Genomic DNA, 24,642 nt, shown 5'->3' with positions numbered 1-24,642 from the left:
CTAATTCTGAGAGGCTCTTAATCTAATGTTAAGCTTCTGTATATCTTCGAAGGAAGCGGGTTTTGAGAAACAGGTGACACGGCTGGGATAACCCGTGAGGATTGGATGATGTCCCGGCAATCTTCCGGAGATGACACACACATGCGTTGACATGTTGGCCTTGAGTGCCTGTTCGGCCAGATCCCATCCGGATGTGCCGTTCTCCAGTTGAAGGTCTGTGCACACAAGATCAAACGGAGCATTTTCCGCCAGTGCCTTTCGGGCACTGTCAAAGCTTGCGGCAAGCGTCGTGGAGAAGGACAGCTGTTCCAGATCTCTGCCGATGCTTTTCAGTATGTGACTGTCATCGTCGATGACAAGTGCGCGCATAACCCTATCATTCGTCCACCGCTCAGTTACCGGAGGAGAGCAGATTGGAAGGGAAATCTGGACGCTCGTGCCTTTGCCCAACTGGCTCTTAATCTTAATGTCACCGCCGGTCTGTTTGATAAATCCGTAGACCATGGAAAGTCCGAGGCCGGTACCTTCACCATCATCCCGGGACGTGAAGAACGGCTCCATCGCTTGTGTCAAAGTCACCTCGTCCATTCCCGAGCCATTATCGGCGACGGTGATCGAGGCACTTGCCGGCATGTCGACGTGAACCTTGACCCTGATTTCACCGGTCTCCGAAATCGCCTGGTTCGCATTCAAGCAAAGATTAAATATTGCACTTTCAAGTTGGCCGGGATCCGCTTTCACGTAGACTGGCTCTCTACCGCAGTCGGTTTCAAGTTGAACCCCGTCCTTTAGTCCAATGCTGATGAGGTCGAGCACGCCTTCTACGAGGCTGTTGAGTTCAACAATTTCCGGAACAAGTTGCTGCTTTTTAGCGAATGCCAGCAGACGCTGTGTAAGGGATGTTCCGATTTCCACCGCATTGGCAATCCGCGTCCGGACACAGGCGGCATTTTGCGCGTCATCGCGCGTTTCCAACAGATGGAGATTGGTTGATATGGACGACAGGATATTTCCGAAATCATGTGCAACTTCGCCCGTCACCTTTCCAAGTGCCTCGATGCGGCGGATTTGGTTCAGCCGTTCGTCGACTTTCCGGCTTTCGGTAATATCCGTTAGAAGCCAGACCCGTCCGTTTTCAGGCAGCTGGTTTGCCCTGAGGGTCAGGACCTGACCATCGCCACTTCGCAACTCAGCGGAGCCTTGGAAGTGCACGTCGAGATCTGTGTCCGGCTCTCGCAAGATGCCGTAGGTTCGAAGTGCATCGCATATTGTACCTCTTGCGAATAAATCGCCATCGTTCCCCAACACCTGACTGAATTTCTGGTTGAGATAGCGAATTTTCCCTGTCTCATCGGTTACCGCGACACCATCGCTCATGTTGTTGAATACTTTTTCCAGGAGCGCATTTCGCTGATGAAGTTGGGAATTGGATCGATCGAGGCGCAGCGCGTTTGCCCGGAAGGTCCGGAACGATCTGAAGAGATCTCCAATTTCATCCCGCTTGCGAAAGCTGCGTGGCAATGTGGACTTCCGGTCCCCTTCTGCCAGACGCTTCATAGCGGAGGCCACACGGCTGATATTGCCTGTGACATATGAGGCGACATGAAATGCTGAACAAGCAGCAAGCACAATGCTGACGACACCAAGAATGAGTATTGTCGATTTTGCGAAATTAATCGCAGCAACAGTCTCTTTCCGGCGTAAGCTAAGATGTTCTTCCGCTTCCCTCGCGAACGTACCGGTGAGATCGGTAATTGCATTGGCATTCTGACGGATTAAAAACAGGGCGTTCTTGGCAACCAATGTCAATTTTAGTTCTTGGCTTCTTAGTGAAAAAATTCCACCCACCCCTTCAGAGCTTGTCCGAATATCCTGAAGAAGAAGTTCTTGCTCGGCAGTCAATCTGGAAGCTCTTATTTCACGGATTCGCTTGTTGTAGCTTCGTTTAATTTCGCCAAGATCTAGATGATTTCTGGAATATCCAGCGGATATTGAAGTATTGGCAATGAATTGCAGAGAAATCCAATTCAGTCTAATGTTTCTATCTACATTGGAATCTTCGATTTTATTAGAAATTCGGTCACGTAGGGCAGTCGTCACAGTGTTCACCCTGACAACATTCTCTTGAGCCATCTCAAGTGTGATCGCAACTTCGATCAACTCGCGTATCGACTGCCGCATGGCAATCATAGCATCGGAAAAGACCGTCGAAATCACTGTTTCGGAGGATGGTGCCTGGGAGGCGGATTTCCAACGATCGATGGATTCCGAAATTGCCGCAACGAGGACTTCACCTTCCTGTCTAATTCGTTCGACAGATCCAAAATTCAGTAGAAAGGGGGCTGAAGAAGCCATGTCTGCCGAACGAGTGGACAGCCTGATGGCGGTTGCAACACCTGCAAGAGTTTGACTGTGTAGATTTTCCAGTTCGTGGTCAGTTTCGTCTAGCGTCAGCCACGCGACACCACCGACCAGCATCGTAGACAAGGCGAGCAATGCCAAAGCAACCCAGAGTCTTGAGCGAATGGAAATCGCGTCTAGCCTGTATTGCCGCGTCACGAACACTGCTTCGTTTCCGCTACAAAAATATATCCTGCATTGCGACGTGTTTGAAGGTGGCGCGGTTTTGACGGTGCCTTCTCGATCTTTCTCCTAATCCTCAATATGAGAACGTCGATTGTGCGATCGAGAAAACGATCCAAATCTGATCCAAGCGTCTGAAGAAGTTCGGGTCGCGTAATCACGTGATTTGGATTGCTCACAAAGAATTCGAGAATACGAAACTCAGCATTTGTGAGAGGTATTTTCTCTCCTGTGGTGCGCGACAATTCGCACTTTTCCAGGTCTAAAAAAAAATCACCAAAACCTATGGAATGAGACGGTGGTACTGGTAATCTAGGTTCTGTTGCTTTCGAAATATCATAACGTCTTAATACTGCCCGGATTCTCGCGACAAGCTCTCGAGGATTATAAGGTTTCATGATGTAGTCGTCAGCGCCGGCCTCCAGGCCAACAATCTTGTCTAGATCGTCACCGACGCCAGTCAACATCACAATCGGCAAGTCGTGAGTAATCCGGATTTGCTGAGCGAGCGCGAGCCCGGATTCCCCGCGCAATTTGAGATCGATTACCGCAAGAGCTAGGTTGCCTTGTGACAAAGACTCCGCGAAGTCGCTGCCGCCTTCAAAGGCGGCTGCTTCGAACCCATTATCGGTCATCAAGTCTATAAGAGAGGCTCGAATCTCTGCATCGTCGTCGATTATGGCGATTTTCGGTTTCTTCTCCACTAATCTCCCCCTACCAATGAAACAACACTTGCCGACAGCTGCAAGACTCTTGCTGCATAGTTGAGCAAACGTTATTGCCGGACCTTAGAGTCAATTTGCAGGCAACGGCTAATCAACTTACCATAGGTCAGATTTTCCTACTCGCAACATGGATACCGCGAGATTGGCACTTACTTTACAGCGTTCCTCCATTTGTGGAGTTTTAGATGTTTGAAATTGAAAGGTCTCGGTCTTTAAAATTTCAATTGTAAATACCAGTTTAAATATTTGTAATATTTTGAATATATTTGATATAAATCTTTCGATTTTTAGTATTTAAAATACAATATCCGAAGAAATTCTTATTCTTGCCTGTTATCAAGATGACGGCTGCCACCTCAATGGTGAGAAGTGGTAGTGGTCGACGGAATGGGAGGAAAGTATGTCATCGCTCAGGAAAGGAATACTTCTTGCAATTGTTGTCACTGCGGGGTTAGCAAGTTCGGCATCGGCGGGTGAGTTGAACGTTGTTTGCAGCACAGAGCAGCCATGGTGCGATCTGATGGCGAACGCTTTCGAGAAAGAATATCCCGATACGAAAGTGCTGATGGTGCGAAAGAGCACAGGAGAAACACTTGCGCAAATTCGTGCAGAGGCGGGGAATCCAAAGATTGATGTCTGGTGGGGTGGTACTGGCGACCCACATCTGATCGCAGCGGAAGAGGGGTTGCTGCAGCCTTCCGGCGTTGACACGAGCCAACTGCTTGGCTGGGCGCAGAACATGAGCGAGATATCCGGCGGAAATACCGTCGGCATTTATGCGGGTGCTCTCGGTATCGGTTACAATTCCGACATCTTCGAGAGCAAAGGCATTAAACCTCCCGCTTGCTGGAAAGACCTTGTGGATCCTGTCTACGCCGGTGAAATTCAGGTCGCAAATCCAAACAGTTCCGGAACAGCCTACACCGAATTGGCAACTTTCGTTCAGCTATTCGGTGAGGACGAGGCATTCCGGTTGCTGGCGGAAATCGGCAAGAATGTGAATTCGTATACCAAATCCGGTTCGGCACCTTCCAAAGCTGCTGCGCGAGGTGAGACCGGCATCACGATTTCCTTTATGCATGGCATGGTCGCATTGGCAAACGAAGGTTTTCCGCTCAAGATTGTAGCCCCGTGTGAAGGTACCGGCTACGAGGTCGGCGCAGTCAGCATTATCAAAGATGCCAAGAACTTCGAAGAAGCTCGAAAGTGGGTGGAATTTGCCTTGCGCCCGGAAGTTCAGTCACGTTCAGCAGAGGCGGGAGAATTTCAAGTTCCCTCCAACTCCAATGCCGAAGTATCGGAAAATTCTCCCGAATTGTCTCTTATCAAGCTGATCGATTACGACTTTGCGACATACGGATCGAGCGAAACCCGCAAGCGTTTGCTGGCGCGATGGGATGAGGAAGTGAAGCCGGCGGCCAATTGATGCGGCTTCTCTGAGTAGGCGGGCGGAGCGTGCGGCGGAAGCCCCGCCCGTCGAAACTCAAACGATAAACTCTGGAAAACCTAAAATGGAACGGACGGTAACACTGTGGGTGGTGGCCGGCTTGGCAGGCTTTTGCCTGCTGCCCTGGTACATGACAGATAAAGGGATGTTCTCTGGAGCATTGCTAACTGGACCTCTTGCCGGGGATTATGCCTCGGGTATCGTGAGCGCTTTTTTCGACGGACACTGGTGGCTTCTTCCGCCCCTCGTGCTTTTGGCGATCGTGATGCCGGTTCAGTGCATGCCTCTGCATGATGTTGGAAAAGCTAAGATAGTCGCTACTTTGTCCGGTTCAGCCCTGTTTGTGTTCGCGCTGCAGGGGCTTGCTCTCACGCGCTATGGTCCGGTCTTTCTGAATGGTCTTTTCGATAGTCTTCCCGCTCAAACGGGACAAGCCGGCATGGGGGCGGGTGCTGCCATATTCGCACTTTCCGCGCTAATCGTGCTTACGACGTCCATCTCCCAGGTGAGTAAGGGGCGAGGAGATGCCTTCATCACATCGATGATCGGCCTGATTGTGGCTCTTGTCCTTGTCTTCGTCTTTTATCCGGTGCTCCATATTCTCGTTCGAGCATTTCAGCTTCCAGAAGGTGGATATTCGCTTGTCGTCTTTGTCAGCGAATTTTTTTCCGTCGATCTCTGGAGCCTTGCGTGCTTGACGGGGACGGATCCCTGCGGGGTTGCAATCAATTCTATTTTTCTGGCAACGGCTACGGGCATCGGCACAACGGTGCTTGGCTTGTCATTCGCGCTGGTTTTTACGAGAACGGACTTTCCCGCAAAAAAACTTCTGCGTGTCCTTACAATTATCCCCATTATCACGCCTCCTTTTGTGATCGGGCTGGCGCTCATCTTGCTTTTTGGACGGACTGGAACAGTAACCGAATTCGTCGCGGACTGGACGGGAATGGAAAGATCGCGCTGGCTTTACGGTTTCTGGGGAGTTTATTTCGCCCAAGTGCTGTCCTTCACGCCGATTGCCTTCCTTGTTCTCATCGGTGTCGTGGAAGGTGTCTGTCCGTCGATGGAAGAAGCTTCCCAGACTCTTGACGCTGACCGTTGGCAGACTTTCCGGTATGTATCTTTGCCACTAATGCGACCAGGTCTTGCCAACGCATTTCTTCTTGGTTTCATCGAAAGTCTCGCGGACTTCGGCAACCCTCTTGTTTTGGGCGGCAATTTCGACGTTCTTTCTACCGACATCTATTATGCGATTGTGGGCTCGGTTGCAGACCCTGCAAAAGCCGCTGTACTGGCCTTCACCTTGCTCCTGCTGACACTCTGCGCGTTTCTCGCGCAGCGGACCTGGCTCGGCAAGAAATCCTATGCGACCGTGACCGGCAAAGCGGATTCCGGCCGCCACGCAGGCCTTAGTCCGCTGGTCAAAAGCTTTTGCTACGGTCTTACCTTACCTTGGGCGGCTCTGACAGCGGTTGTCTATTCCATGATCGTTTTCGGCAGCTTCGTGAAACTCTGGGGGTACGACCACAGCTTTACTCTCGAACACTATGTGCGGGCCTTTAGGATTGAGCTCGATCAAGGTATTCGCTTTGCCGGAGCAGCCTGGGACAGCTATTTCACAACGCTGACCATTTCTACCGTCGCAGCACCCTTAACGGCCTTAATAGGTCTAGCAACTGCGTATCTTCTTGTCCGACAGCGCTTTGTCGGCAAGAGCGTGTTCGAGTTCGGGACAATGCTCAGCTTCGCCATTCCAGGCACGGTGATCGGTGTCAGCTACATCATGGCATTCAACTTTCCTCCGATCGAACTGACCGGGACTAGCATCATACTGATCATCGTCTTTGTGTTCCGCAACATGCCCGTGGGTGTACGGGGCGGTGTGGCGGCAATGTCGCAGCTCGACAAGAGCCTGGATGAGGCGTCGATCATGTTGGGCGCGAATAGCTTCACGACTGTCAAACGGGTGATTGCACCACTGCTCGGTCCGGCATTGCTGGCCGCGCTAACCTACAGCTTCGTCCGAGCGATAACCTCGGTCAGCGCCGTCATCTTTTTGGTCAGCGCCAAACACAACATGGCGACTTCTTTCATCGTTGGGCGCGTCGAGGCCGGCGAGTTCGGTTTCGCGATCGCCTATTCGACTGTCCTGATCATTACAATGCTCGCGGCGATACTCTTGCTTCAGCTTGTAGTCGGCCAGCGCCGGCTGCGCCGCACGAACCGCGTGGAAGGCGCTGTGGTTGCATGAATATCTCGGAGTGGAAAATGGACAACGTGGTCAAGGGAACCGTGGAGTTCCGCAATGTCGTCAAGAGATATGGTCCGGTTGTCGCGTTGAAAGAACTGTCCTTGAAGATCGATGCTGGCAAACTCGTAACACTGCTCGGGCCAAGCGGCTGCGGAAAGACTACCACCTTACGCTTAATTGCGGGATTGGAGGGGGCATCTGAGGGAACGATCCTGATCGGAGGAAAAGATGTAACGCATCTTAGCGCCACTTACCGCAAGGTTTCGATGGTGTTCCAGTCGTATGCGCTGTTCCCTCATATGACCGTCGTTGAAAATGTCGCCTACGGACTAACCGTCAAGGGAATGCCTCGCAAGCAAGCTAATGAGAAAGCGGAGTGTGGCCTGTCGATGGTCGGGCTAGAGGGGTTCGGAAGGCGGTTGCCAAGTGAGCTTTCGGGCGGACAACAGCAACGAGTGGCGGTGGCCCGGGCCATCGTGCTCGAACCTGAAGTGCTGCTGCTGGATGAACCGCTGTCCAATCTCGACGCAAAGCTGCGTCGGCATGTTCGCGAGGAAATCCGCCAGATCCAGCAAGATCTCGGCCTAACGGCTGTCTATGTAACGCACGATCAGGAAGAGGCGATGGCCGTTTCAGATCGGATTGTCGTGATGAACAATGCCGAAATCGCACAGAGCGGGACACCTTGGGACCTCTATGAAAAGCCAACTTCAGCATTCATTGCTGACTTTATTGGCGATGCCAATTTGGTGCCTTGCGAAGTTGTCAGGCAAGAAGCGGGAGCCTCAATAGTACGATTAGGCGACCGGCAAATTTCCGTTTCCCACTGTAACGGACTTGGCGATGAGGTAAAAATCGCAGTAAAGCCGCATCAAATTAGTATTTGTAGAAAGAACTCAGAGAATGGTTTTGCAGCCGAAGTGACCTCTGCAGCCTATCTGGGTAACATGATCCAGTACACGGTTGAAGGATCAATTGGGAGCCTGTTCATTACTTCGAGTGTCACCGAAACGCCTATTTCAGTTGGAGAAGCTGTGTTCGTTAGCTTTGAACCAAGAGACGTGCGATTGGTTTCGTGATCTCACATTTGCGTAAACCTCAGAAAAGAAAATATTTGGTTCAATAGACCGAAGTTTGTTCCCAGGAATATTGGCCATCTGGGAGCTCGCCATAAACTCGCGCAGAATATTTTCTTTTAGCCGATAACAGCCTGATTGCGTAGCCAACAACTTGCAAGACTGTAGCCATTGCAGGTTCATGGGCGCATCAGGCTGTTTAGGTCCGGGCCAGTCACCTCCGACAGCAGCAGCTAACTTCCCCTAGTCTGCTGTGGCCCGGACCCAACCAAATTTAACTTGATCCCGGAAAGGTTGCGAAAATCTCTAGCTCGACAACAGCACGGCAGAATGTTCGTAATTCGGACACTCCGGATGCAGCACGTTTTTGAAACATTCCTGACCCAACTATCGAGTAGCGCCGACAAGCAAGACTTTTGCGAAGCGATGATCATCGCGGTTCGCGAATTTGAAATAAATCTATTCGCATACATCTATTATTCCGACGGAAAACGCGCCGAGCCGCACATCATCACCAACTACCCGCAAGATTGGGCCGCCCGCTATCGGGAGCGGAACTATCACAGGATCGATCCGGTCGTACTGAAGATGGAAACGCAGCCCGGGACTTTCTCATGGCCATTCGGCGATCATTCCCCGGGATTGACCGCAGAAGTGGCAGTCGTTCTCAAGGAGGCCGGAGACTATGGAATAGGCCGCGGCCTTACAATTCCTATTCACGACCGTTTCCAGAAAAAGGCGGCAGTGACCTTTGCTGCCGCTGCCGAAGACGTTCGCTTTGAAAAGACCGTGCAGCACCACCGGCAAGCTCTCCAGCTGATGGCGACCTGCTTTCACATCCACGCCCGAAGGCTCCTGTCTCGAGCCGAGACTGTCGACGGCATCGTGCTGACAAAGCGGGAACTGGAATGCCTTCAGTGGGCAATGCGCGGAAAGTCCGCCGGGGATACGGCCGAAATCCTCGGCATCAAGCGGCGCACCGTTGTCTTTCATCTCGAAAACGTGCGCAGGAAGTTCAAGGTCCGCACGGTCGCTCAGGCAATCACCATCGTGGCCGCTTCCAGGTCGGATCTGATCTGAAAGCGAAATGCAACCTGTAATGGTTGTCAGGATGATTACTCGCATCAACTCGCTCCAATGGCGTCCTCAGCAATTGGAGAAGATGATGATATTACTCATTTCAAAGCACTGGTACCGTGAATTCGCCGGTGAGATTCAGGACATGCACTTGCTGCGCCATCGCGTGTTCAACGATCGGCTCCAGTGGGACGTGCCTGCCAAAGGCGGTTTTGAAATCGATACCTACGATGCCGACTGCCCCGACTACCTTGTCATGAAAAACGACAAGGGGCGTGTCTCGGGCTGTGTCCGCTTTCTACCAACAACCGGCCCGACAATGCTGCGCGATACGTTTCCCGCCCTGCTTGACGGCACCGCAGTCCCTGAGGACGCCTCGATCCTGGAAAGTAGCCGGTTTGCCCTCGATCTCGACAGCGGAGCTCAAAAGACCCGCCATGGCATCGCCGTCGACACCTACAAGCTCTTTGCAGCCATGCTCGAATATGCCATCGCCCGAAACGCCGGCCGCATCGTGACAGTCACAGATACCCGAATGGAACGGATCCTGCGCAAGGCCGGCTGGCCGCTCGAGAGACTGGGCTCACCCCAACAGATCGGCAACACAATGGCGCTCGCCGGCTTCGTCGAAGTCTCTTTGGATATTCTGGAAAACATGCGCGAGAGGGGAGACTTCCACCAGCCCGTCCTCTGGGCGCCGGTTCTCTACCTCAAACCGGACAGCTGAAAGAAACCGACAGGCCGGTCTCCCAATCATGTGCTTCCCTCCCTCGGGACCCGGGATAGGCATTTGGCACGACAGAGAAAACTACGCCGCTTGTAATACGCTGACGAAAAACGGCTGGGCCTGGGAATACCTGCGGAGAAATCAGGACTTCCAGGAGGATTTCCATCGCATTTTTATCCTAGCCAACGAGACCTCGGACGGGCCGGAGCAACATCTACAACTCCCCGGGCACCTGCCAATGCACTGGGGGGCCTTTTTTCGCGACATCACTTAATGCGGATGCCAACGTTTTCTGGCACCCGCATCTCTTCTCCCGTGTGCTTCCCGTAAAAGCAGCAGCGGCACAGGTGGGGGTAGGGCCAGAGCCTGTCTCAGGGGAGGGGCAACTGGACTTCAGAGCGTTGCCCTGTGACGTGACCGTCCTTCAGACCGGTCAGGACGAGTATCAAGTTCTCCTGGAACAAGCGGGGCGAAGCCTTCAGCTGGTGGTAAATGCAACAGACATGTCCGTACCGCTCTCCCTGCAGACCAACGCGCTGTGGCCGAGGCATCTGGCTGTAGGACGCCTAACCTCTCTGGAAGCCCTGAATGCGCTCCTCCAAACAGGAAAATTTCCGCCCCGCCTCTTTCCCCCTCATCCCCGCGCAAAACGCCTTGCGGTCATCCTGCAAGCCCTGGATGGAGCTCTCGCCGGCGCAACCCACCGGGACATCGCACTCGCATTATTTGGTGCAGAAAGAGTAGATCGCGACTGGTCGGATCCCGGCGAGCATCTTCGCGATCAGGTTCGCCGTGCAATCCGGCGGGGCCGCTATCTCATGACCAAAGGATACCTGGACTTGCTGCGTTGATGTTTGGGGGCTCACCCGGCCGGCTGGGAGAGGTCCTTATAGCCGGAAGTCAGGAGCCAGTTTGCCCGTTGCAAATGGGTTTCGACGGAAAGCTTCGCACCATCAGCATCGGCAAGAGGATCGAGGCCGAGAACGTCTCTGGCCATCTCTTCCGTGCTCGCGCCGTCCGAAGCAAATGTGAGCAGTTGCATATAGGTCGTGAAATGCTCGGTGTCGTAGGCGGTGAGGGTGGTGGAGGAAACGGAGATCTGAGAGCAATCTGTCGAGGATGCCAAAGGCGCGTACCTGCTCTTTACTGATCGATCCAGCTCAACAACCAGAAACTGAATCCCGTAGGAAATATTCAATTTTGCAGAGTATACTCCGTGGTGAAATGCTCTGCAAGGGAGTGGCCTCTCATGCATGGAGCTACGAACCGTTTTTGCCCGAAACTTGCGCTACTACCGGAAGAAAAAAGGCTTATCGCAAGAAACGTTGGCGCATGAGGCCGATATCGACAGGACATATGTCAGCGCTCTGGAGCGCGGCAACTATGCTGCCAGCATCGATATGATTGAAAAGCTCGCGTCCGTGCTCGAAATCGATCCTTCAACGCTACTTTGCCGAGAGCAAAACTAAAGCTGCAGAGCTTCCAGCGCCGAATTAACTCGATCTGCATAGACAATGTTAAAGGCACCCGTGCGCCCGCAGGCGTACACCGGGCGCTCGTGAACCGAGCCTGGCCTGAAACCAGTCTCGTCCAGCCGGCTTCGCTCCCTGGCGTGGCATTTGGGGCGGCCTGAATTCTTGGAAAGTCAAAGTTTATCGAGCGTCCGCTTTGCGGTTTCGCGTTTCGGTCGTACAGCGGATCACGGCGTAGAGCAGGAAGTGGTCAATCATTGAGGAGGAAAACCGGCGCGACCCACCGGGAAATCGCACTCGCATTGTTGGTCGAGGAAAGAGCAGATCGGGACTGGACGGAGCCCGGCGATCACCTGCGCGACCAGATCCGCGGTACAATCCGGCGATGCCGATATCCCGTGACGGAAGGGTGCCTGGATTTGCTGCGCTAGGTGACTTGTAAAGAATCCTCAGCCGGCCGGCCGGAAGAGTTCCTTGTAGCCGGAAGTCAGGATCCAGGTTGCCCGCTGCAAATGCGCCTCGACGGACCGTGTTGCACCATCTGCGTCGGCAACGGCAGGATCGGCAAGAGGGTCGAGACCGAGTACGTCCCTGGCCATTTCCTTCGTGCTCACGCCGTCCGAAGCAAATGTGAGCAGTTGCATATAGGTCGTGAAATGCGCGGCGTCATAGGCGGTAAGGGTGGAGGACTTGGAAGGAAGGCCGAGCTGCAAGTCGCACTGCGAATTCGGATTTTTCATGCGATGACAACCTAGAGGGAGTTTCGGTCTATCTGAACAAACTATCCCAAAATGGGATAATCCGAAACTGGGATTATTTGGTGATCCGGTCATTTCCCGACCGGTTCATTCCATGCCAAAAACCCTGAGAACTAAGCGCCACATCTTGTTGTTGGAACAGTTGGTTCAACTGCGGAAGGCTGCAGGTCTCACGCAAGAACAATTGGCTTCCAAGCTCGGCAAACCACAATCCTTCGTCGCGAAATACGAAGGAGGGGAGAGACGGCTGGACCTGGTGGAGTTTCTGGACGTTGCCGAAGCGATCGGATCCGACCCAATTCACATTCTGAAAAAGCTAACAAAATGCGAATGACGCCTACGCACCTGTCGGCGCGCACCGGGCGCTCGTGAACCGAACCTGGTTTGAGACCAGTCTCGGCCAGTCGGCTTCACTCCCTGGCGGCAAGTTTGTTGGACCTGAATTCTTAGGAAGCCAACGCATCAACTTCACACCCTTGGATCTGGCATCGGCGTTCAGTTCCTGAAACGCCATTTCACAAATGGCCTCTTGACCAAGATCGCCTCAAGCATGAGCTGGCGTGCAAATCGAAACTGCGAAAAGAACGGACAATAGAAACCGGGCTCTCTTAGCGTCCCCTGAAATTCAACTCTGAAAATCGAATAGAAAAAACTAAAAGTGGTGTTTCTTGTCAGCTGCATGTCGCATGTGAAAAACCGAAAAGCAGCGGCACGCTGAGGGTCGGTTCTTCATGAGTACAGGAAATCCGACAAACTTACCTCACAGCTTCGTTCATGAATAAGTTGGTCGATTGCCAAATTTCGCACCCGGGCCGTTGCCTTCATCTGAGAGAAACTCGATGCCCGCAAGGAGCGGGCCATGCAGCCGGTAGCAGGTGGGGTGAAAGGGGTAATTGCATCAGCGGATGATGCATAGGAAGATATTCTATAAATCGCAAAATTGTGATATAGTGATTTATAGAAAAGGTTTCTATAAATCATGCAATGGAATTGGCAACAGTCTGATTGGCCCTCATTTAGCTATGATAATGCGAAGCTGGAAGAGCTCGAAACACAATTTTTGAAGCAATCCGGTGTCGTTGTTGGCGCGCTCAAACATATTGGGCAGAACGCAAAAGACGATCTCATCATCGATCTGATCAGCACTGAAGCCGTCAAAACGTCAGAAATCGAAGGTGATTTCCTGAACCGAGATTCCGTTCAAGCATCGATCAGGCGAAACTTCGGACTGGAGGCAGGCGGCAAACGTCCAACGCCTGCAGAACAGGGCATCGCCGAGATGATGACCATACTTTACAAAACTTATGCCGAGGATCTATCGGACAAGATGCTATTCCAGTGGCATAAGATGCTGACCAGCGGACGAAGAGATTTGAACGACATCGGTCGCTACCGTACCCACATCGAGCCAATGCAAATTGTTTCCGGCCCAGAGTATGCCGCCAAGGTCCATTTTGAAGCGCCTCCCTCCGCACAGGTTAAAAGCGAAATGGATCGCTTTATCGAGTGGTTTAACCACAGCACGTCTATGCCCCCACTCACACGCGCCAGCATCGCGCATCTGTATTTCGAGTGCATTCATCCATTCGAGGACGGCAACGGACGCATTGGTCGCGCCATCGCTGAAAAAGCACTGTCTCAAAACCTTGGGCAACCAACGCTGCTAGCGCTCTCCCACGCGATTCAATCCAAAAAGAAGGACTATTACTCGAACCTGGAGCAAGCGAACAAAGGGCTTCAGATCGACGAGTGGATCACCTATTTCGCAGAAACGATCCTTGCCGCCCAAGCGTATTCGCTTCGCCTTATTGAGTTTCTGATCGCCAAGACAAAACTCTATGATCGCTTGCACGGATCGTTAAATAAACGGCAGGAAGAGGCAATAGAGCGGATGTTCCGGGAAGGCCCCGAGGGCTTTAAAGGTGGTTTGAGTGCTGACAATTACATGGCTATTACAGGTGCTACTCGGCCGACAACAACACGTGATCTTGCTGACCTCGTTCAAAAAAGTGCGCTTATCAAAACGGGTGAGCGTCGGTATACGCGATATTGGCTGAAAATTTTCGAGAGCTATGCCGAATGAAGGTTGAAAAAATCGTAGCCGCTTATTCTCCAGCACGTTGATGCGGGCAAATTGGCTTGACGTACTTGAATGAGAGAGCGTCGGTTTTGATCGAGGGGCAGCGGTTTTGGCACTTCAACTCGTTCTGCATCAATAATGCCAGCACCTGATGGCTACAGCGGAAGGCCGAAAGGCAACGGCACTCTGTGGGGCGGCTCTTTGTGAGAGCAAGGACCATGTGGTTTCGGGGAAGGGCGGCAACGCCTGGCGAAAAATCTTAGATGCAATCTCGTCTTTTGTTGAATTGCGGCTCTCTTTTGGTGGGAATTTTGGACTAAATAAAGACTGGAACTGAATTCTGCCTGATTTACTCTTGAAGCCTATTGTGTATTTTCATGCAAGCCTAATACGGAAGGAATCATTTCAAGATGGCCGAAGAAAACAGTTCCGACGCAAACCTTATTGATCTTACGGCAGACATCGTTTCAGCCTATGTCGGCAACAACACCGTCGCGTCTGCAGACCTGCCTGGCCTCATCAACGAAGTTTATGGAGCTTTGCAGAAGACGGTAGCCGGTTCCGTCGAGCCAGAACCCGAGCCGCTGAAGCCGGCCGTTCCGGTCAAGAAGTCCGTCACCCCGGATTTCATCATCTGCCTGGAAGACGGAAAGAAGTTCAAATCCCTGAAACGGCACCTGCGCACCCATTACAATGTGACGCCGGAAGAATACCGCGAAAAGTGGGGACTTGATGCCGACTATCCGATGGTCGCTCCCAACTACGCGGCAGCCCGGTCTGAACTTGCAAAGAAAATGGGCCTCGGACAGCAGAGAAAACAGAGCAAGTCCAAAAAGTAACACCTCGCAGCCACTCCGCGAGGCCCAATTCGTTCCGTGGCGCAGTTCTCAAGGAGAGCTGCGCCGTTGGCATTTCTGAGTGGCTTCTGAACTTTTTCGCGACCGCGCTTTCCTCGCGCGCCGGGTGCTCATGAACCGAGCCCATGTCGCTGTGCTCCGGCTTGTCTCGACCATTCGGTGTCGCCCCCTGTCGCAGGTCCGAAGCTGTCGCTCCGGAAAGCGGACGCCGGCTTTTGGCCGGCGAAGTTTATTGCTTTTTCTTTTCCCTTCCGGTGGGGGCGGTCAGCCCTTTTAGCCCCGAGCGGTCACGCCGCAACGGCTTCGGACCTTTGGCGTCCATGTATTCAATTTTCTCCTACCGAAGCCATTGCGCCGCGCCCTGAAAGCTCGGGGCTGACGGGCCTTCTGCCGCCCCCACCTCGGGGGAAAAGCGGCGGAATGGAGGGTTTGAGACATGAACGGGAATAGCCAACCGGCACCGAAACCAGCCGATGCGCACGGACCACGGATCTATGTGGCCTGTCTGGCCGCCTACAATAACGGCTGCCTGCACGGGGAGTGGATCGGCGCCGATCAGGACGCAGAAGACATCAGGGCGGAAATCTCCGAGATGCTGAAAACCTCGCCAATTGATCAGGCCGAGGAATGGGCCATCCACGATTACGAAGGCTTCGAAGGGGCGGAGATCGCCGAATACACAAGCATCGAAACCGTCGCGAAACTCGCGGAGTTCATCACCGAACGCGGTGCCCTCGGCGGCAAGCTGTTGCAGCACTTTTGCGGGGATCTGGAAGACGCGGAAGAGGCCTTCGACAATTACGCCGGTTGCTATCGCTCGCTCGCCGACTACGCGCAGGACATCGTCGAAGAAACCACAGACATCCCCGACCGGCTCGCCAACTATATCGATTACCAGGCTATCGCCCGCGACATGGAGCTCGGCGGCGAAGTCTTCACACTCGAACTCGGCTTCGAAGACGTCCACGTCTTCTGGAACCGCTGAGCCCGGATCCCATTCTTTGCCAATCGCAATCACCGGACCGGTCACACACAACCGGTCCGACCCAATCCGATTTTCACACAAGCAATTCCCGGTGAGAGCACCGGCCCGCCTCAGGGAGCAACTCCAATGGAACTTGCACATATTCCGCTTAGCGACTTGAAAGTATCGCCGCTCAACATGCGCCATGCGAAAAAAGCGCCCGACATCTCCGACATCCTGCCCTCGATCCGCGCCAGAGGCGTGCAGCAACCGCTGCTCGTGCGCAAGAACGACAGCGGCTACGAAATCGTCGCCGGAAGACGGCGGTTCCACTGCCTCAAGAAGATCGAAAAGGAAGGTGGCGACGTCGCGCCGGTTCCCTGCGCCATCATGGCCGAAGACGACGACGCCACAGCGCTCGAAGCCTCACTGATCGAAAACGTCGCCCGCCTCGCGCCCGATGAAATGACACGCTTCGAAACCTTCGCCCGGCTGCAGGCCGAAGGACGGAACGTCCAAGAAATTTCCACGATCTTCGGCGTCACCGAGATCATGGTCAAACGCTCGCTCGCCCTCGGCTCGCTCCTGCCCGAAATCCGGAAGGCCTACCGCGAAGGCGACATCGATCCCGAAACCATCCGGCACCTGACCCTCGCAACCGAAAAACAGCAAGCCGACTGGCTGAAACTTTTCGACGATCCTGAGCAGCGCGAACCGCGTGGCAGCCGCCTCAAACAATGGCTCTTCGGCAGCGAACTCAAACTCGAAGCAGCCCTCTTCTCCCCCGACGCCTATTCCGGGGAGATCGTAACCGATCTCTTCGGCGACAGTGGCTACTTTTCCGACGCAGATCTCTTCTGGCAGCTGCAGAACAAGGCCATCGCCGAGCGCTGCGAAGCCCTCAAATCAGACGGCTGGCAGGAAACTGTCTTGCTCGAACCGGGTGCATATTTCCAGCGCTGGGATCACGTGGAAACCGAAAAGCAGGACGGCGGCCGGATTTATGTGGAAGTCAGACCCAACGGCGAGGTGACCTTCCACGAAGGTTACCTCACCCGCAAGGAACACGAGCGGCGCCTCAAAAACCTCGATCCTGCGAGCGAGGAAGACAGCGAGACGTCCGCCGTTCGTCCCGAGCTCACCGCCGTCGCACAGAACTATATCGAACTTCACCGCCATGCCGCTGTGCGCCTTGCTTTGCTGCGCGCACCGCAACTGGCATTGCGCGCCATCGCCGCCCACGCCATCTGCGGATCGGACCTCTGGCAGGTCCGCCCGGAACCGCAAAAAGCCGACCGGGAAACAACCGCTGAAAGTCTTGCAAACTCAAAGGCACAAGCAGCATTCGACAGCGAGCGAAGCCAAGTCCTGGCTCTGCTGGGTTTCACTGAGGAGAGCAAATCGCTCGCGCGTCCCTACGGCACCGATACCCGCATCGGAGCGCTCCTCGCCAAACTGATTGCCCTCTCCGACGACGAAATCCTGCGCGTCCTGACCTTCGTCATGGCTGAAACCCTGAGCGCCGGTTCCAGCATCACCGAGCAGATCGGCAATCATCTGGCGGTGGATATGGCCAAGCTCTGGGAGCCGGAAGACGCCTTCTTCGACCTTCTGCGCGACAAGTCGGCCCTCCACGAAATCCTCGTCGAAACCGGCGGCAGGGAGGTCGCAAATGCCAAAATCGGCGCAACGGCAAAAGTCCATAAACAGGCGATCCGGGACAGCCTGAACACACGGAAAGACGATGGCGAAAACCCCAGCTGGCTGCCGCGCTACCTCAAATTCCCCTTCGCGGCCTACACCAATGCCGGAGCTGGACGGCTTGGCGACATGGCGGATCGTGCCAAAAAGCATTCCGGCTGAAGAGGAAAGGCGGGGGGCGAAGCTTTCACCAAACCAGAAGCTTCGCACCTCGCCGCGCGGTTCATCATCCGTCCAAAATGCCCCCCGCGCCGATCCGGCGCGGGCTTTGTTTGATGATCGGTTCCATGGGATCACCATGAGGATTTCCAGTGATCTGAACTGCCGACCAGCTGAGATTACAGACGGCGAGAGGCCCCTTGAAGTTCATCGCAGACGGTGCGGGCAGCGACGCGAGATACTGGATTATCCGCTGACTTTAGCGGTCTGGTTCCAGCCGCAATCGAAGGGCGGGATCGCTTGAACCGGAATTGCTGGCCCGGGCTCCCACCCTGTCACTGTGCACACTGAGGAGCCAGCATAAGGCTAATGTCGAGCTCCTTGCGGCAATCGAAATCCGTATCACTTCCCCCCGTATCCGTTGCCCGGCCTGGCCATTTCCGCACCCCGGCGCACTCCTTGCCTCAAGACCTCTCCCCTCCGGCTTTGCTTGTTGGACCTATGGCGAACGGTGCCCGGGCGAAACTGCCGCTTTGCGGTTTTTTCCCCGTCCACTTCTTCGAGCGGACTTCCTCGCGCATGGGGCTGACGCCCCCAAAAAACCGCTCTCCGGCAGTCCTCCGCTTTGCTGCGGCCCTTGCGGGTTCGCCCGGTCCCCGCCCGCCATTTCCGGTCCCGCGTCAGCCGAGGGGAGAGGCCCCGAGGCGGCAGAAACCAGGAGATGAAGAAAATGGCACAGGCACTTGGATATGTAACGAAGACGGAAAACGGCACTTTCGAAGGCACGCTCTCCATGATGAGCCTTAAAAAGCGCATCAGCATCAAGCCGAACGAGGCCAAGGAAAGCGACGGCCAGCCCGACTTCCGGATCTTCACAGAGGATCGTATCGAAATCGGCGGCGGCTGGAACCGGACCGGCAAAGTCAGCGGAAAATCCTATATCTCCCTGACCTTCGCAGCCCCCGAATTCGGACCGCAGCGGATCTTCGCCAATCTCGGCCGGGCGGCAGGCGAAGCAAACGAAAACCTCATGGCGATCCTCTGGAACCCGGCCTGAGGCAAACAAAAGCCCCCGCGCCAGGCGGCGCGGGGGCAACTTTTTGAAATACCGCTTCGCAGGTCCGCGCGATCGCTCCGGCTTCTTCCCCGGCGAAAACCGGCCCCACAAGTTTTCGCCGGTGCTCAAGTGGCTCCGCTTCGCCGATCTTGGCGGTCCCCGGAGCAGCCTTCCGTCCTTTGGCACCCCTGCCGACGGACACGCCGCTCCGGCGTCCAACGACAGGAGCGGCCATGAGCGATCACACTCCCCATGAAGTCGACGGCGGTCCCTTCCTCACTACGAGGGAAGCGGCGCGCTTCTTGAAGCTGAAACCCAATACGCTGGAAAAGATGCGCGTCTACGGCGGCGGGCCGATCTACCGCAAACACGGTCGCCACGTGCGCTATCACATCGACGATCTCAACGACTGGTCGAACCTCAGAAAGAAGGATTCGACCTCGGATGTCTGAGCAATTTCTGACCGTCGTCGATCTGGTCTTTTATCCCGAATTCCGCAATGACCGGCTGCGCTTCGGCGCACCGCGACAGCGCCTCACGCTCGACAAAAGACGCGCGCTTGCCGTCTTCAGACCCGGAGCACTCTTCGGCTACCTGCGCTGGACGGCCAATGAATTCGGGACGCAAATCTGGAGCCTTGCGGTCGGCAGGACGGCCAGACCGGGAGAGCCAATCACCCGTCTTCAAGGCGTCAGACCAGGTGCCGAAATCCTGCTGCAGTTGAGTGGTGCGGCGCGTGTAAAGCGCATCCTGAAGCATCTCGATGCCCTCGAAACAAGCGGCTTCGCGCTTCCGGAAATCTCGCCCGCCTACTACCGGCATCTCCACAATCGCAGCCTGACGGGCTTCGGGTTCCGTCCCTATTCCATCGGTCAGCAAAGAGCTGTCCAGGCATCAGACAGGGTGCGCGGATGAGAGCGCCAGTACTTGTTGCGATGGCAGCCTGCCTGTTTGCAATGGGAAACGCCGGCACGAATATCCTGCCGCTGAAGCTCGTCTATAACGGCTCGGCAAGCGCACCGACCGGCTTCTACCGGGTCGACCAGATGCCTGCCCGGCGCGGAGATTATGTGCTGATCGAACCACCTGAGTGGCTCAAAAACCTCATCGAAGTGCGCCGCTATCTTCCCCCCGGCATTCCCCTGATCAAGCAAATCGCAGCCACAAAGGGCGATTTGGTCTGCCGCTGGAACAACAGGATTTTCATCAACGGGGTCCTGGCCGCCAACGCAAAAACAAAAGGCAAAAACGGCTGGCAATTGCCCCGCTGGCAAGGCTGTCACCAATTGCAGGATCATCAGATTTTCGTGCTGCAGCCGCATCCGGAGTCATTCGACAGCCGGTATTTTGGCATCGTCGACCGCTCCCGGATTGTCGGGCGTGCGACACGTCTGAACCTCCCGATATGGCAATAAGGGCGAAGGGCCTGGCCGGGCTTTGTGGCTCAAAGCAGTTGAATTGGATGAAGGCGGCGGATGGCAAGATAAAAGGGGAGGGTGCAAGACACCTTCAGCACCGGTCTGCACATCAGGTTTCACCTGCACCAGGCGGCAGGCCTCAGGTGCAGGTGAAACAGGTCAAGCTTCTGAAATCTCAAAAGAAGACCGGGTGCAAGCTAGCAGATCGCCCTTGCTTCGTTCAATTGGCTCCAGGCTTCCAACAGACATGACCAGAAACAGGGACAAGGACAAGGACAAGGATGACCGCTTCCGGCCGAAGCCGGGGCGCATTCGAAGCCAGGGCGGCACCAAGAGCAAAAGCTTCCTCAACAAGGTGCTGCATCAGGTGTCCGCTGAACGGGCAACGGGAACAGGTTCCAATCGATCGGGCGACTTCACAGGCAGGAGGATCGGGCGCGGCAACGACTGGCTGAACCGGCATCGCGCCGGTCACAGGTTCGGTCCCGCCTCCCGCCGTGTCGTCATCAAGTCCCGGATCGTCAAACTGGCAAGCCGGGGAGGGGGCCGTGGAGGGAGCAGTTTAGGAGCCGCGCGCGCGCATCTCAAATATCTTCAGCGCGATGGCGTCTCCAGGGAACACGAGCCGGGACAGCTTTATGACGCGGCCAGTGACGAGGCGGATGGCGGCACGTTCCTTCATCGCAGTGAGGGCGACCGGCACCAGTTCCGCTTCATCGTCTCGCCCGAAGACGCGATCGAGCTTGAGGATCTCAAACCCTTCGTGCGCGACCTGATGCGGACCATGGAACAGGATCTCGGCACCAGGCTCGATTGGGTGGCCGTCGATCATTTCAACACCGCCCAGCCTCACTCCCATATTCTGCTGCGTGGCAAGGACGATCAGGGCCAGGATCTTGTGATCGCCCGGGACTATATAGGCCATGGCATGCGCCAGCGCGCCAGCGAACTCCTGACGCTGGAACTCGGGCCCCAAACCCAACAGGACCTCCATCGCAAGCTTGAGCGGCAGGTCGATCAGGACCGCTTCACCGATCTCGACCGGCGCCTCCTCCGCCAGGCCGAAGACGGAGTGCTGGAACTGCGCACCGAAACAAGCCCAAGCGAAAAGCGCAGGCAACAAACGCTGCAAACCGCACGTCTTCGGGTCCTGGAGCAGCGCGGCCTCGCACATGAACTCGCTCCAGGCCGGTGGCAGCTCTCTCCGCATCTTGAAACGACGTTGCGCCGGGCTGGGGAGCGTGGCGATATCATCAAGACCATGCATCGCGGTCTGAAAGCGGCCGGCCTCAAAGCCTCTGGACTTGATGTGGGGGCTGCCGATTATGCCATCTTCGATCCGGCCGATCCGCGCGCCAAAAAAGTCACTGGCCGGATTGTCGACCGCGGCCTGCACGATGAGCTCAACGACGGGCATTACATTCTGGTCGACGGGGCGGACGGCCGTGTGCATCACATAGCCCTCGATCCACGCCAGGATATGGAGGATCTTCCCCTTGGAGCTCTGGTCGAAGTCGAACCTGCAGGCCGCGGCCTGCAGAAAGCGGATCGCACCATTGCCGAAGTCGCCAGAGAGAATGCGGGACTCTACTCGCAAGACCTGCACCGGCACCACGACAGCACTGCATCTCCGGAATATCTCAAGGCACACACAAGGCGGCTTGAAGCGCTGAGGCGCCAGGATATTGTCCAGCGCCATTCGGACGGCTCCTGGGACATTCCGGAGAAATTCGAGGAACGAATTGCCGGTGCCGCCTTGAGTGCAGCCCGCTTTCCGGCGCGCATCACGACACTCTGCTATCTCTCGCTCGACGCTCAAGTCAGTGCGGAAGGAGCGACATGGCTTGACCGGCAACTGACCGAGGCAGGTCCGCTCCCATTGAGAAGCGGGCGCTTCGGCGATCTGACACGCTCCGCCCTGGCGCGCCGGCAGGAGGAGCTGATTGACCAGGGCCTGGCGGAAAGGCAGGGCGAGGGGATCCGCTACCGGCGAAATCTTCTGCAATTCCTGCGGCAAAGAGAGCTCCAGGCTACTGGGGCAAATCTTTCGAAGGAAATGGGCCTGGCATTTACCGGGACGCCGGACGGCGCGCATTTTGAAGGCGTCTACAAACGCTCGGTCAAACTGGCGAGCGGCCGGTTCGCGATCCTGGAGAAATCGAAAGAGTTCACGCTGGTGCCCTGGCGGCCGGCCCTGGAGCGGCAGCTCGGCAAGACGGTGTCCGGGCGCCTCAGCGGATCGGGCATCTCCTTCGATGTCTCCCGCAAACGCGGGCTCGGGCTCTGATCAAGTGAATGCGAGTCAGTCTCCGTCGGCAATTGTCAGCCGCTGATTATTCCTGATCTCCCGAATGCGGCCTGGATCGACGCCGGTCTCTTCGGCGATCTCCGGCCAGCGCAGCACCGCCGCATGGACTTCGGCAAGGATCTCCTTGGCACGCCCGCGCTTCATCGAGGCGAGCCGGGCGCAGGCCTCGAAATCCTTCATGGTAAAGCCGTCGCGCTTGCCGTTCAGCGTCATCTGGTGGGAACTCGTCCAGTCGCCCTGCGGATTGTAGCTGTAGGTCATGTCATAGGCCGGCGACAGCGACCAGTGTCCTGTGCGGTCCATCAGGAAGGCGATGTTCTTGACATGGTCGTCCTGGTTCCGGGCGACGATATTGAAAGCCATGCGCCGGAATTGTTCTTCGACCGCTTCGATCGAAAGACCGAGCCTGCGGATCGTCTGCAGCGCTTGCTCATAGGAATAGGCGCCGGCGCGCTTGAAGTCGAAATGCGCCATGGCGCAAAGCGACTGCATATGCAGTTTGCTTCCCGTCTCCGTCCGGTCAAAGCGCTTAGTCATGAAGTGGCTGCGCCCGCCTTCCTCCAGGAGCCGGCAGTCGCTCATCTGAATGCCCGCCTCCTTGGCCATCCGGTAATAGGCATATTCGATCAGGCCGAAGCCGGCCGGATCGTCGAGTTCCTTGTCCCGGTTGCCGGAGACCCCGTCGAACTTCAAGAGCCAGTAGCTGAACCCGTCGCCGGCCGCGACCTGGCCGGAGCGGACCTCGTGGGTCCTTTCGTTCCAGGCGATGATGGCCTTGGCGCGCGCCCCGCCCGCGGACGTGCCGACACGCAAGATGTCCCGCAGGGTCTCCTCCCGCTCGTCCGGTAGGAACGAGCCTTGCAGATTGTTGCGCCGTGTCAGGATCTCGCTGGCAAGATCGACCAGGGCCGCGACATCGACTTCCACCGATTGGTCGAGCGCCGGGCCACGGGCCGGCTGATACTCAAGTGCGCCCATGCCCCGGGTTCCCGTGTAACAAAGCCGCTCCACCGGATCGAATGTTTCCGGTGACCGGCCCTGGCGGGCGAGCCAGGCATTGATCAGCGCATTTCCGAAATCGTCCGGCAAGGAATCCGCCAGGAGGCCGGGCAATCCGTGATAGGTCGGACGCGGCAGGGCGGGAAAGCTGTAGATCCGGTTTGAAAGCGGCATCGTCAGCGGGGCGATCTCGATACCGCTCGAACGGAAGGCCGGATCGTATTCGAAATTGCCGACTGACCCTTCCGCGTCCCAGCTGACCGCGCCGATATCCCGGCCCCAAAGCCTGACCACCGCCGTCGTCATGTCTCATCTCCCCAGGACCAGGAGGACTTTTCTTCTGTCTCTTCCTGCGGCGAGGAGGCACGCTTGCGGGTCTTGCCCTGCAGCCTTGCTTGCTGGATGGGGCTGAGCGCCGGTGCCGGTACCAAAGCATCGAAATTCTGCAACAGGCCATGCGCGCGCAGGACCCGGATCAGGTTCGTGGCCTGGACAGGCTCTCCATCCTCGAGCCGGATCAGCGTTCGTTTGGAGATGCCCGCTTCCTCGGCAAGCGCCTCCTGTGTCTGGTCGCGGTTGAGGCGATAGCGGGATAGCCGGTTGCCAAGTTCCTTCAGGACGGCTTCGTCGGAACTATCCTGGGAAATCTGCATAAGTGCCAACTTTGTCGTTTAGGATGCCGAATTCGATATTAAGATGACACATATGGCATTTTAATGAAAGGCTAGTTTTTGAAGGTAAAATGCCAAATTTGGCATCCAAAGACTAAAATCAAGAGAAAAGTGACTTAAATGTCATTTAGGTGAAGGGTGTGGCGGTGGAATCGCAAGTCGCCTCCCGAATAATACGACAAAATCATCACGCACCAATCCCAAGCGACGCCGGCACCGGGCTCTCATCGAAATCTTCCTGGACGTTTCTGGCGCACATTTCTCCAGCCTTCTTGACGCTGCCTCCCTTGGACCATCCTGGGGTCGATCTCA

Annotated in this window: 24 protein-coding genes; 18 read left to right on the top strand and 6 right to left on the bottom strand. The window is 55.7% G+C overall.

What is annotated here, in order from left to right:
• Both ACX3M4_RS13730 and ACX3M4_RS13725 read right to left on the bottom strand, forming a co-directional pair.
• Positions 1-2,565: an ATP-binding protein gene (locus ACX3M4_RS13730; protein ID WP_459359111.1), complete on the bottom strand. Its 2,565-nt coding sequence runs from the start codon at positions 2,563-2,565 to the stop codon at positions 1-3.
• Positions 2,556-3,287, bottom strand: coding sequence for a response regulator (locus tag ACX3M4_RS13725; protein ID WP_459359110.1), 732 nt, complete (start codon positions 3,285-3,287; stop codon positions 2,556-2,558). The genes ACX3M4_RS13730 and ACX3M4_RS13725 overlap by 10 nt, the downstream gene beginning before the upstream one ends.
• Positions 3,288-3,708: 421 nt before the next feature.
• On the opposite strand from ACX3M4_RS13725, the gene ACX3M4_RS13720 reads away from it, so the two are divergent.
• From ACX3M4_RS13720 to ACX3M4_RS13690, 7 genes are all read left to right on the top strand, one after another.
• Complete coding sequence (locus tag ACX3M4_RS13720; protein WP_459359109.1) at positions 3,709-4,734, top strand: ABC transporter substrate-binding protein; 1,026 nt, start codon at positions 3,709-3,711, stop codon at positions 4,732-4,734.
• Positions 4,735-4,819: 85 nt separating this feature from the next.
• Positions 4,820-7,006, top strand: coding sequence for an ABC transporter permease (locus tag ACX3M4_RS13715; protein ID WP_459359108.1), 2,187 nt, complete (start codon positions 4,820-4,822; stop codon positions 7,004-7,006).
• Between the two features lie 17 nt (positions 7,007-7,023).
• Positions 7,024-8,085, top strand: a complete 1,062-nt coding sequence (locus ACX3M4_RS13710) for an ABC transporter ATP-binding protein (protein ID WP_459359107.1) — start codon at positions 7,024-7,026, stop codon at positions 8,083-8,085.
• 351 nt (positions 8,086-8,436) lie between these two features.
• On the top strand, positions 8,437-9,162 hold the full coding sequence (locus tag ACX3M4_RS13705; RefSeq protein WP_459359106.1) for a LuxR family transcriptional regulator: 726 nt from the start codon (positions 8,437-8,439) through the stop codon (positions 9,160-9,162).
• A gap of 85 nt (positions 9,163-9,247) precedes the next feature.
• Positions 9,248-9,886, top strand: coding sequence for an acyl-homoserine-lactone synthase (locus tag ACX3M4_RS13700; RefSeq protein ID WP_459359430.1), 639 nt, complete (start codon positions 9,248-9,250; stop codon positions 9,884-9,886).
• A 28-nt stretch (positions 9,887-9,914) separates the two neighbouring features.
• On the top strand, positions 9,915-10,160 hold the full coding sequence (locus ACX3M4_RS13695) for a transcriptional regulator domain-containing protein (RefSeq protein ID WP_459359105.1): 246 nt from the start codon (positions 9,915-9,917) through the stop codon (positions 10,158-10,160).
• A 139-nt stretch (positions 10,161-10,299) separates the two neighbouring features.
• On the top strand, positions 10,300-10,737 hold the full coding sequence (locus ACX3M4_RS13690) for a DUF2285 domain-containing protein (RefSeq protein ID WP_459359104.1): 438 nt from the start codon (positions 10,300-10,302) through the stop codon (positions 10,735-10,737).
• Positions 10,738-10,748: 11 nt separating this feature from the next.
• Here ACX3M4_RS13690 and ACX3M4_RS13685 read toward each other — a convergent pair whose 3' ends face one another.
• Positions 10,749-11,084, bottom strand: a complete 336-nt coding sequence (locus tag ACX3M4_RS13685) for a DUF2285 domain-containing protein (RefSeq protein ID WP_459359103.1) — start codon at positions 11,082-11,084, stop codon at positions 10,749-10,751.
• Positions 11,085-11,139: 55 nt separating this feature from the next.
• Here ACX3M4_RS13685 and ACX3M4_RS13680 point away from each other — a divergent pair, with 55 nt between their 5' ends.
• Complete coding sequence (locus tag ACX3M4_RS13680) at positions 11,140-11,355, top strand: helix-turn-helix domain-containing protein (RefSeq protein WP_459359102.1); 216 nt, start codon at positions 11,140-11,142, stop codon at positions 11,353-11,355.
• A 452-nt stretch (positions 11,356-11,807) separates the two neighbouring features.
• Here ACX3M4_RS13680 and ACX3M4_RS13675 read toward each other — a convergent pair whose 3' ends face one another.
• Positions 11,808-12,098, bottom strand: coding sequence for a hypothetical protein (locus ACX3M4_RS13675; RefSeq protein WP_459359101.1), 291 nt, complete (start codon positions 12,096-12,098; stop codon positions 11,808-11,810).
• A 112-nt stretch (positions 12,099-12,210) separates the two neighbouring features.
• Here ACX3M4_RS13675 and ACX3M4_RS13670 point away from each other — a divergent pair, with 112 nt between their 5' ends.
• The 10 genes from ACX3M4_RS13670 (at position 12,211) to ACX3M4_RS13625 (ending at position 22,639) form a co-directional block, all read left to right on the top strand.
• The gene (locus tag ACX3M4_RS13670; RefSeq protein WP_459359100.1) at positions 12,211-12,450 is read left to right on the top strand and encodes a helix-turn-helix domain-containing protein; all 240 of its coding nucleotides are present in this window, start codon (positions 12,211-12,213) and stop codon (positions 12,448-12,450) included.
• Positions 12,451-13,095: 645 nt separating this feature from the next.
• The gene (locus tag ACX3M4_RS13665) at positions 13,096-14,199 is read left to right on the top strand and encodes a Fic family protein (RefSeq protein ID WP_459359099.1); all 1,104 of its coding nucleotides are present in this window, start codon (positions 13,096-13,098) and stop codon (positions 14,197-14,199) included.
• 407 nt (positions 14,200-14,606) lie between these two features.
• Positions 14,607-15,035, top strand: coding sequence for a Ros/MucR family transcriptional regulator (locus tag ACX3M4_RS13660; RefSeq protein ID WP_459359098.1), 429 nt, complete (start codon positions 14,607-14,609; stop codon positions 15,033-15,035).
• A 454-nt stretch (positions 15,036-15,489) separates the two neighbouring features.
• Complete coding sequence (locus tag ACX3M4_RS13655) at positions 15,490-16,038, top strand: antirestriction protein ArdA (protein WP_459359097.1); 549 nt, start codon at positions 15,490-15,492, stop codon at positions 16,036-16,038.
• 126 nt (positions 16,039-16,164) lie between these two features.
• The gene (locus ACX3M4_RS13650; RefSeq protein ID WP_459359096.1) at positions 16,165-17,880 is read left to right on the top strand and encodes a ParB/RepB/Spo0J family partition protein; all 1,716 of its coding nucleotides are present in this window, start codon (positions 16,165-16,167) and stop codon (positions 17,878-17,880) included.
• A 727-nt stretch (positions 17,881-18,607) separates the two neighbouring features.
• Positions 18,608-18,934 carry a DUF736 domain-containing protein gene (locus ACX3M4_RS13645; RefSeq protein ID WP_459359095.1) on the top strand — a complete coding sequence of 109 codons (327 nt, stop codon included), beginning with the start codon at positions 18,608-18,610 and terminating at the stop codon, positions 18,932-18,934.
• Positions 18,935-19,167: 233 nt separating this feature from the next.
• Positions 19,168-19,386 (top strand): helix-turn-helix domain-containing protein, encoded by a 219-nt coding sequence (locus tag ACX3M4_RS13640; protein WP_459359094.1) that lies wholly within the window; start codon positions 19,168-19,170, stop codon positions 19,384-19,386.
• A complete protein-coding gene (locus tag ACX3M4_RS13635; protein ID WP_459359093.1) occupies positions 19,379-19,849 on the top strand; it encodes a DUF2840 domain-containing protein in 471 nt (156 codons plus the stop codon). The genes ACX3M4_RS13640 and ACX3M4_RS13635 overlap by 8 nt, the downstream gene beginning before the upstream one ends.
• Before the next feature lie 20 nt (positions 19,850-19,869).
• On the top strand, positions 19,870-20,349 hold the full coding sequence (locus ACX3M4_RS13630; protein ID WP_459359092.1) for a S26 family signal peptidase: 480 nt from the start codon (positions 19,870-19,872) through the stop codon (positions 20,347-20,349).
• A gap of 250 nt (positions 20,350-20,599) precedes the next feature.
• Positions 20,600-22,639 carry a DUF3363 domain-containing protein gene (locus tag ACX3M4_RS13625; protein ID WP_459359091.1) on the top strand — a complete coding sequence of 680 codons (2,040 nt, stop codon included), beginning with the start codon at positions 20,600-20,602 and terminating at the stop codon, positions 22,637-22,639.
• Positions 22,640-22,654: 15 nt separating this feature from the next.
• Here ACX3M4_RS13625 and ACX3M4_RS13620 read toward each other — a convergent pair whose 3' ends face one another.
• Positions 22,655-23,965, bottom strand: coding sequence for a type II toxin-antitoxin system HipA family toxin (locus ACX3M4_RS13620; protein ID WP_459359090.1), 1,311 nt, complete (start codon positions 23,963-23,965; stop codon positions 22,655-22,657).
• Positions 23,962-24,312, bottom strand: coding sequence for a helix-turn-helix transcriptional regulator (locus ACX3M4_RS13615; protein ID WP_459359089.1), 351 nt, complete (start codon positions 24,310-24,312; stop codon positions 23,962-23,964). Before ACX3M4_RS13615 ends, ACX3M4_RS13620 begins: the two co-directional genes overlap by 4 nt.
• Positions 24,313-24,642 lie beyond the last annotated feature (330 nt).

This window comes from Roseibium sp. M-1 (assembly GCF_054515675.1).
This window is presented reverse-complemented; position numbering and strand designations above follow the sequence as displayed.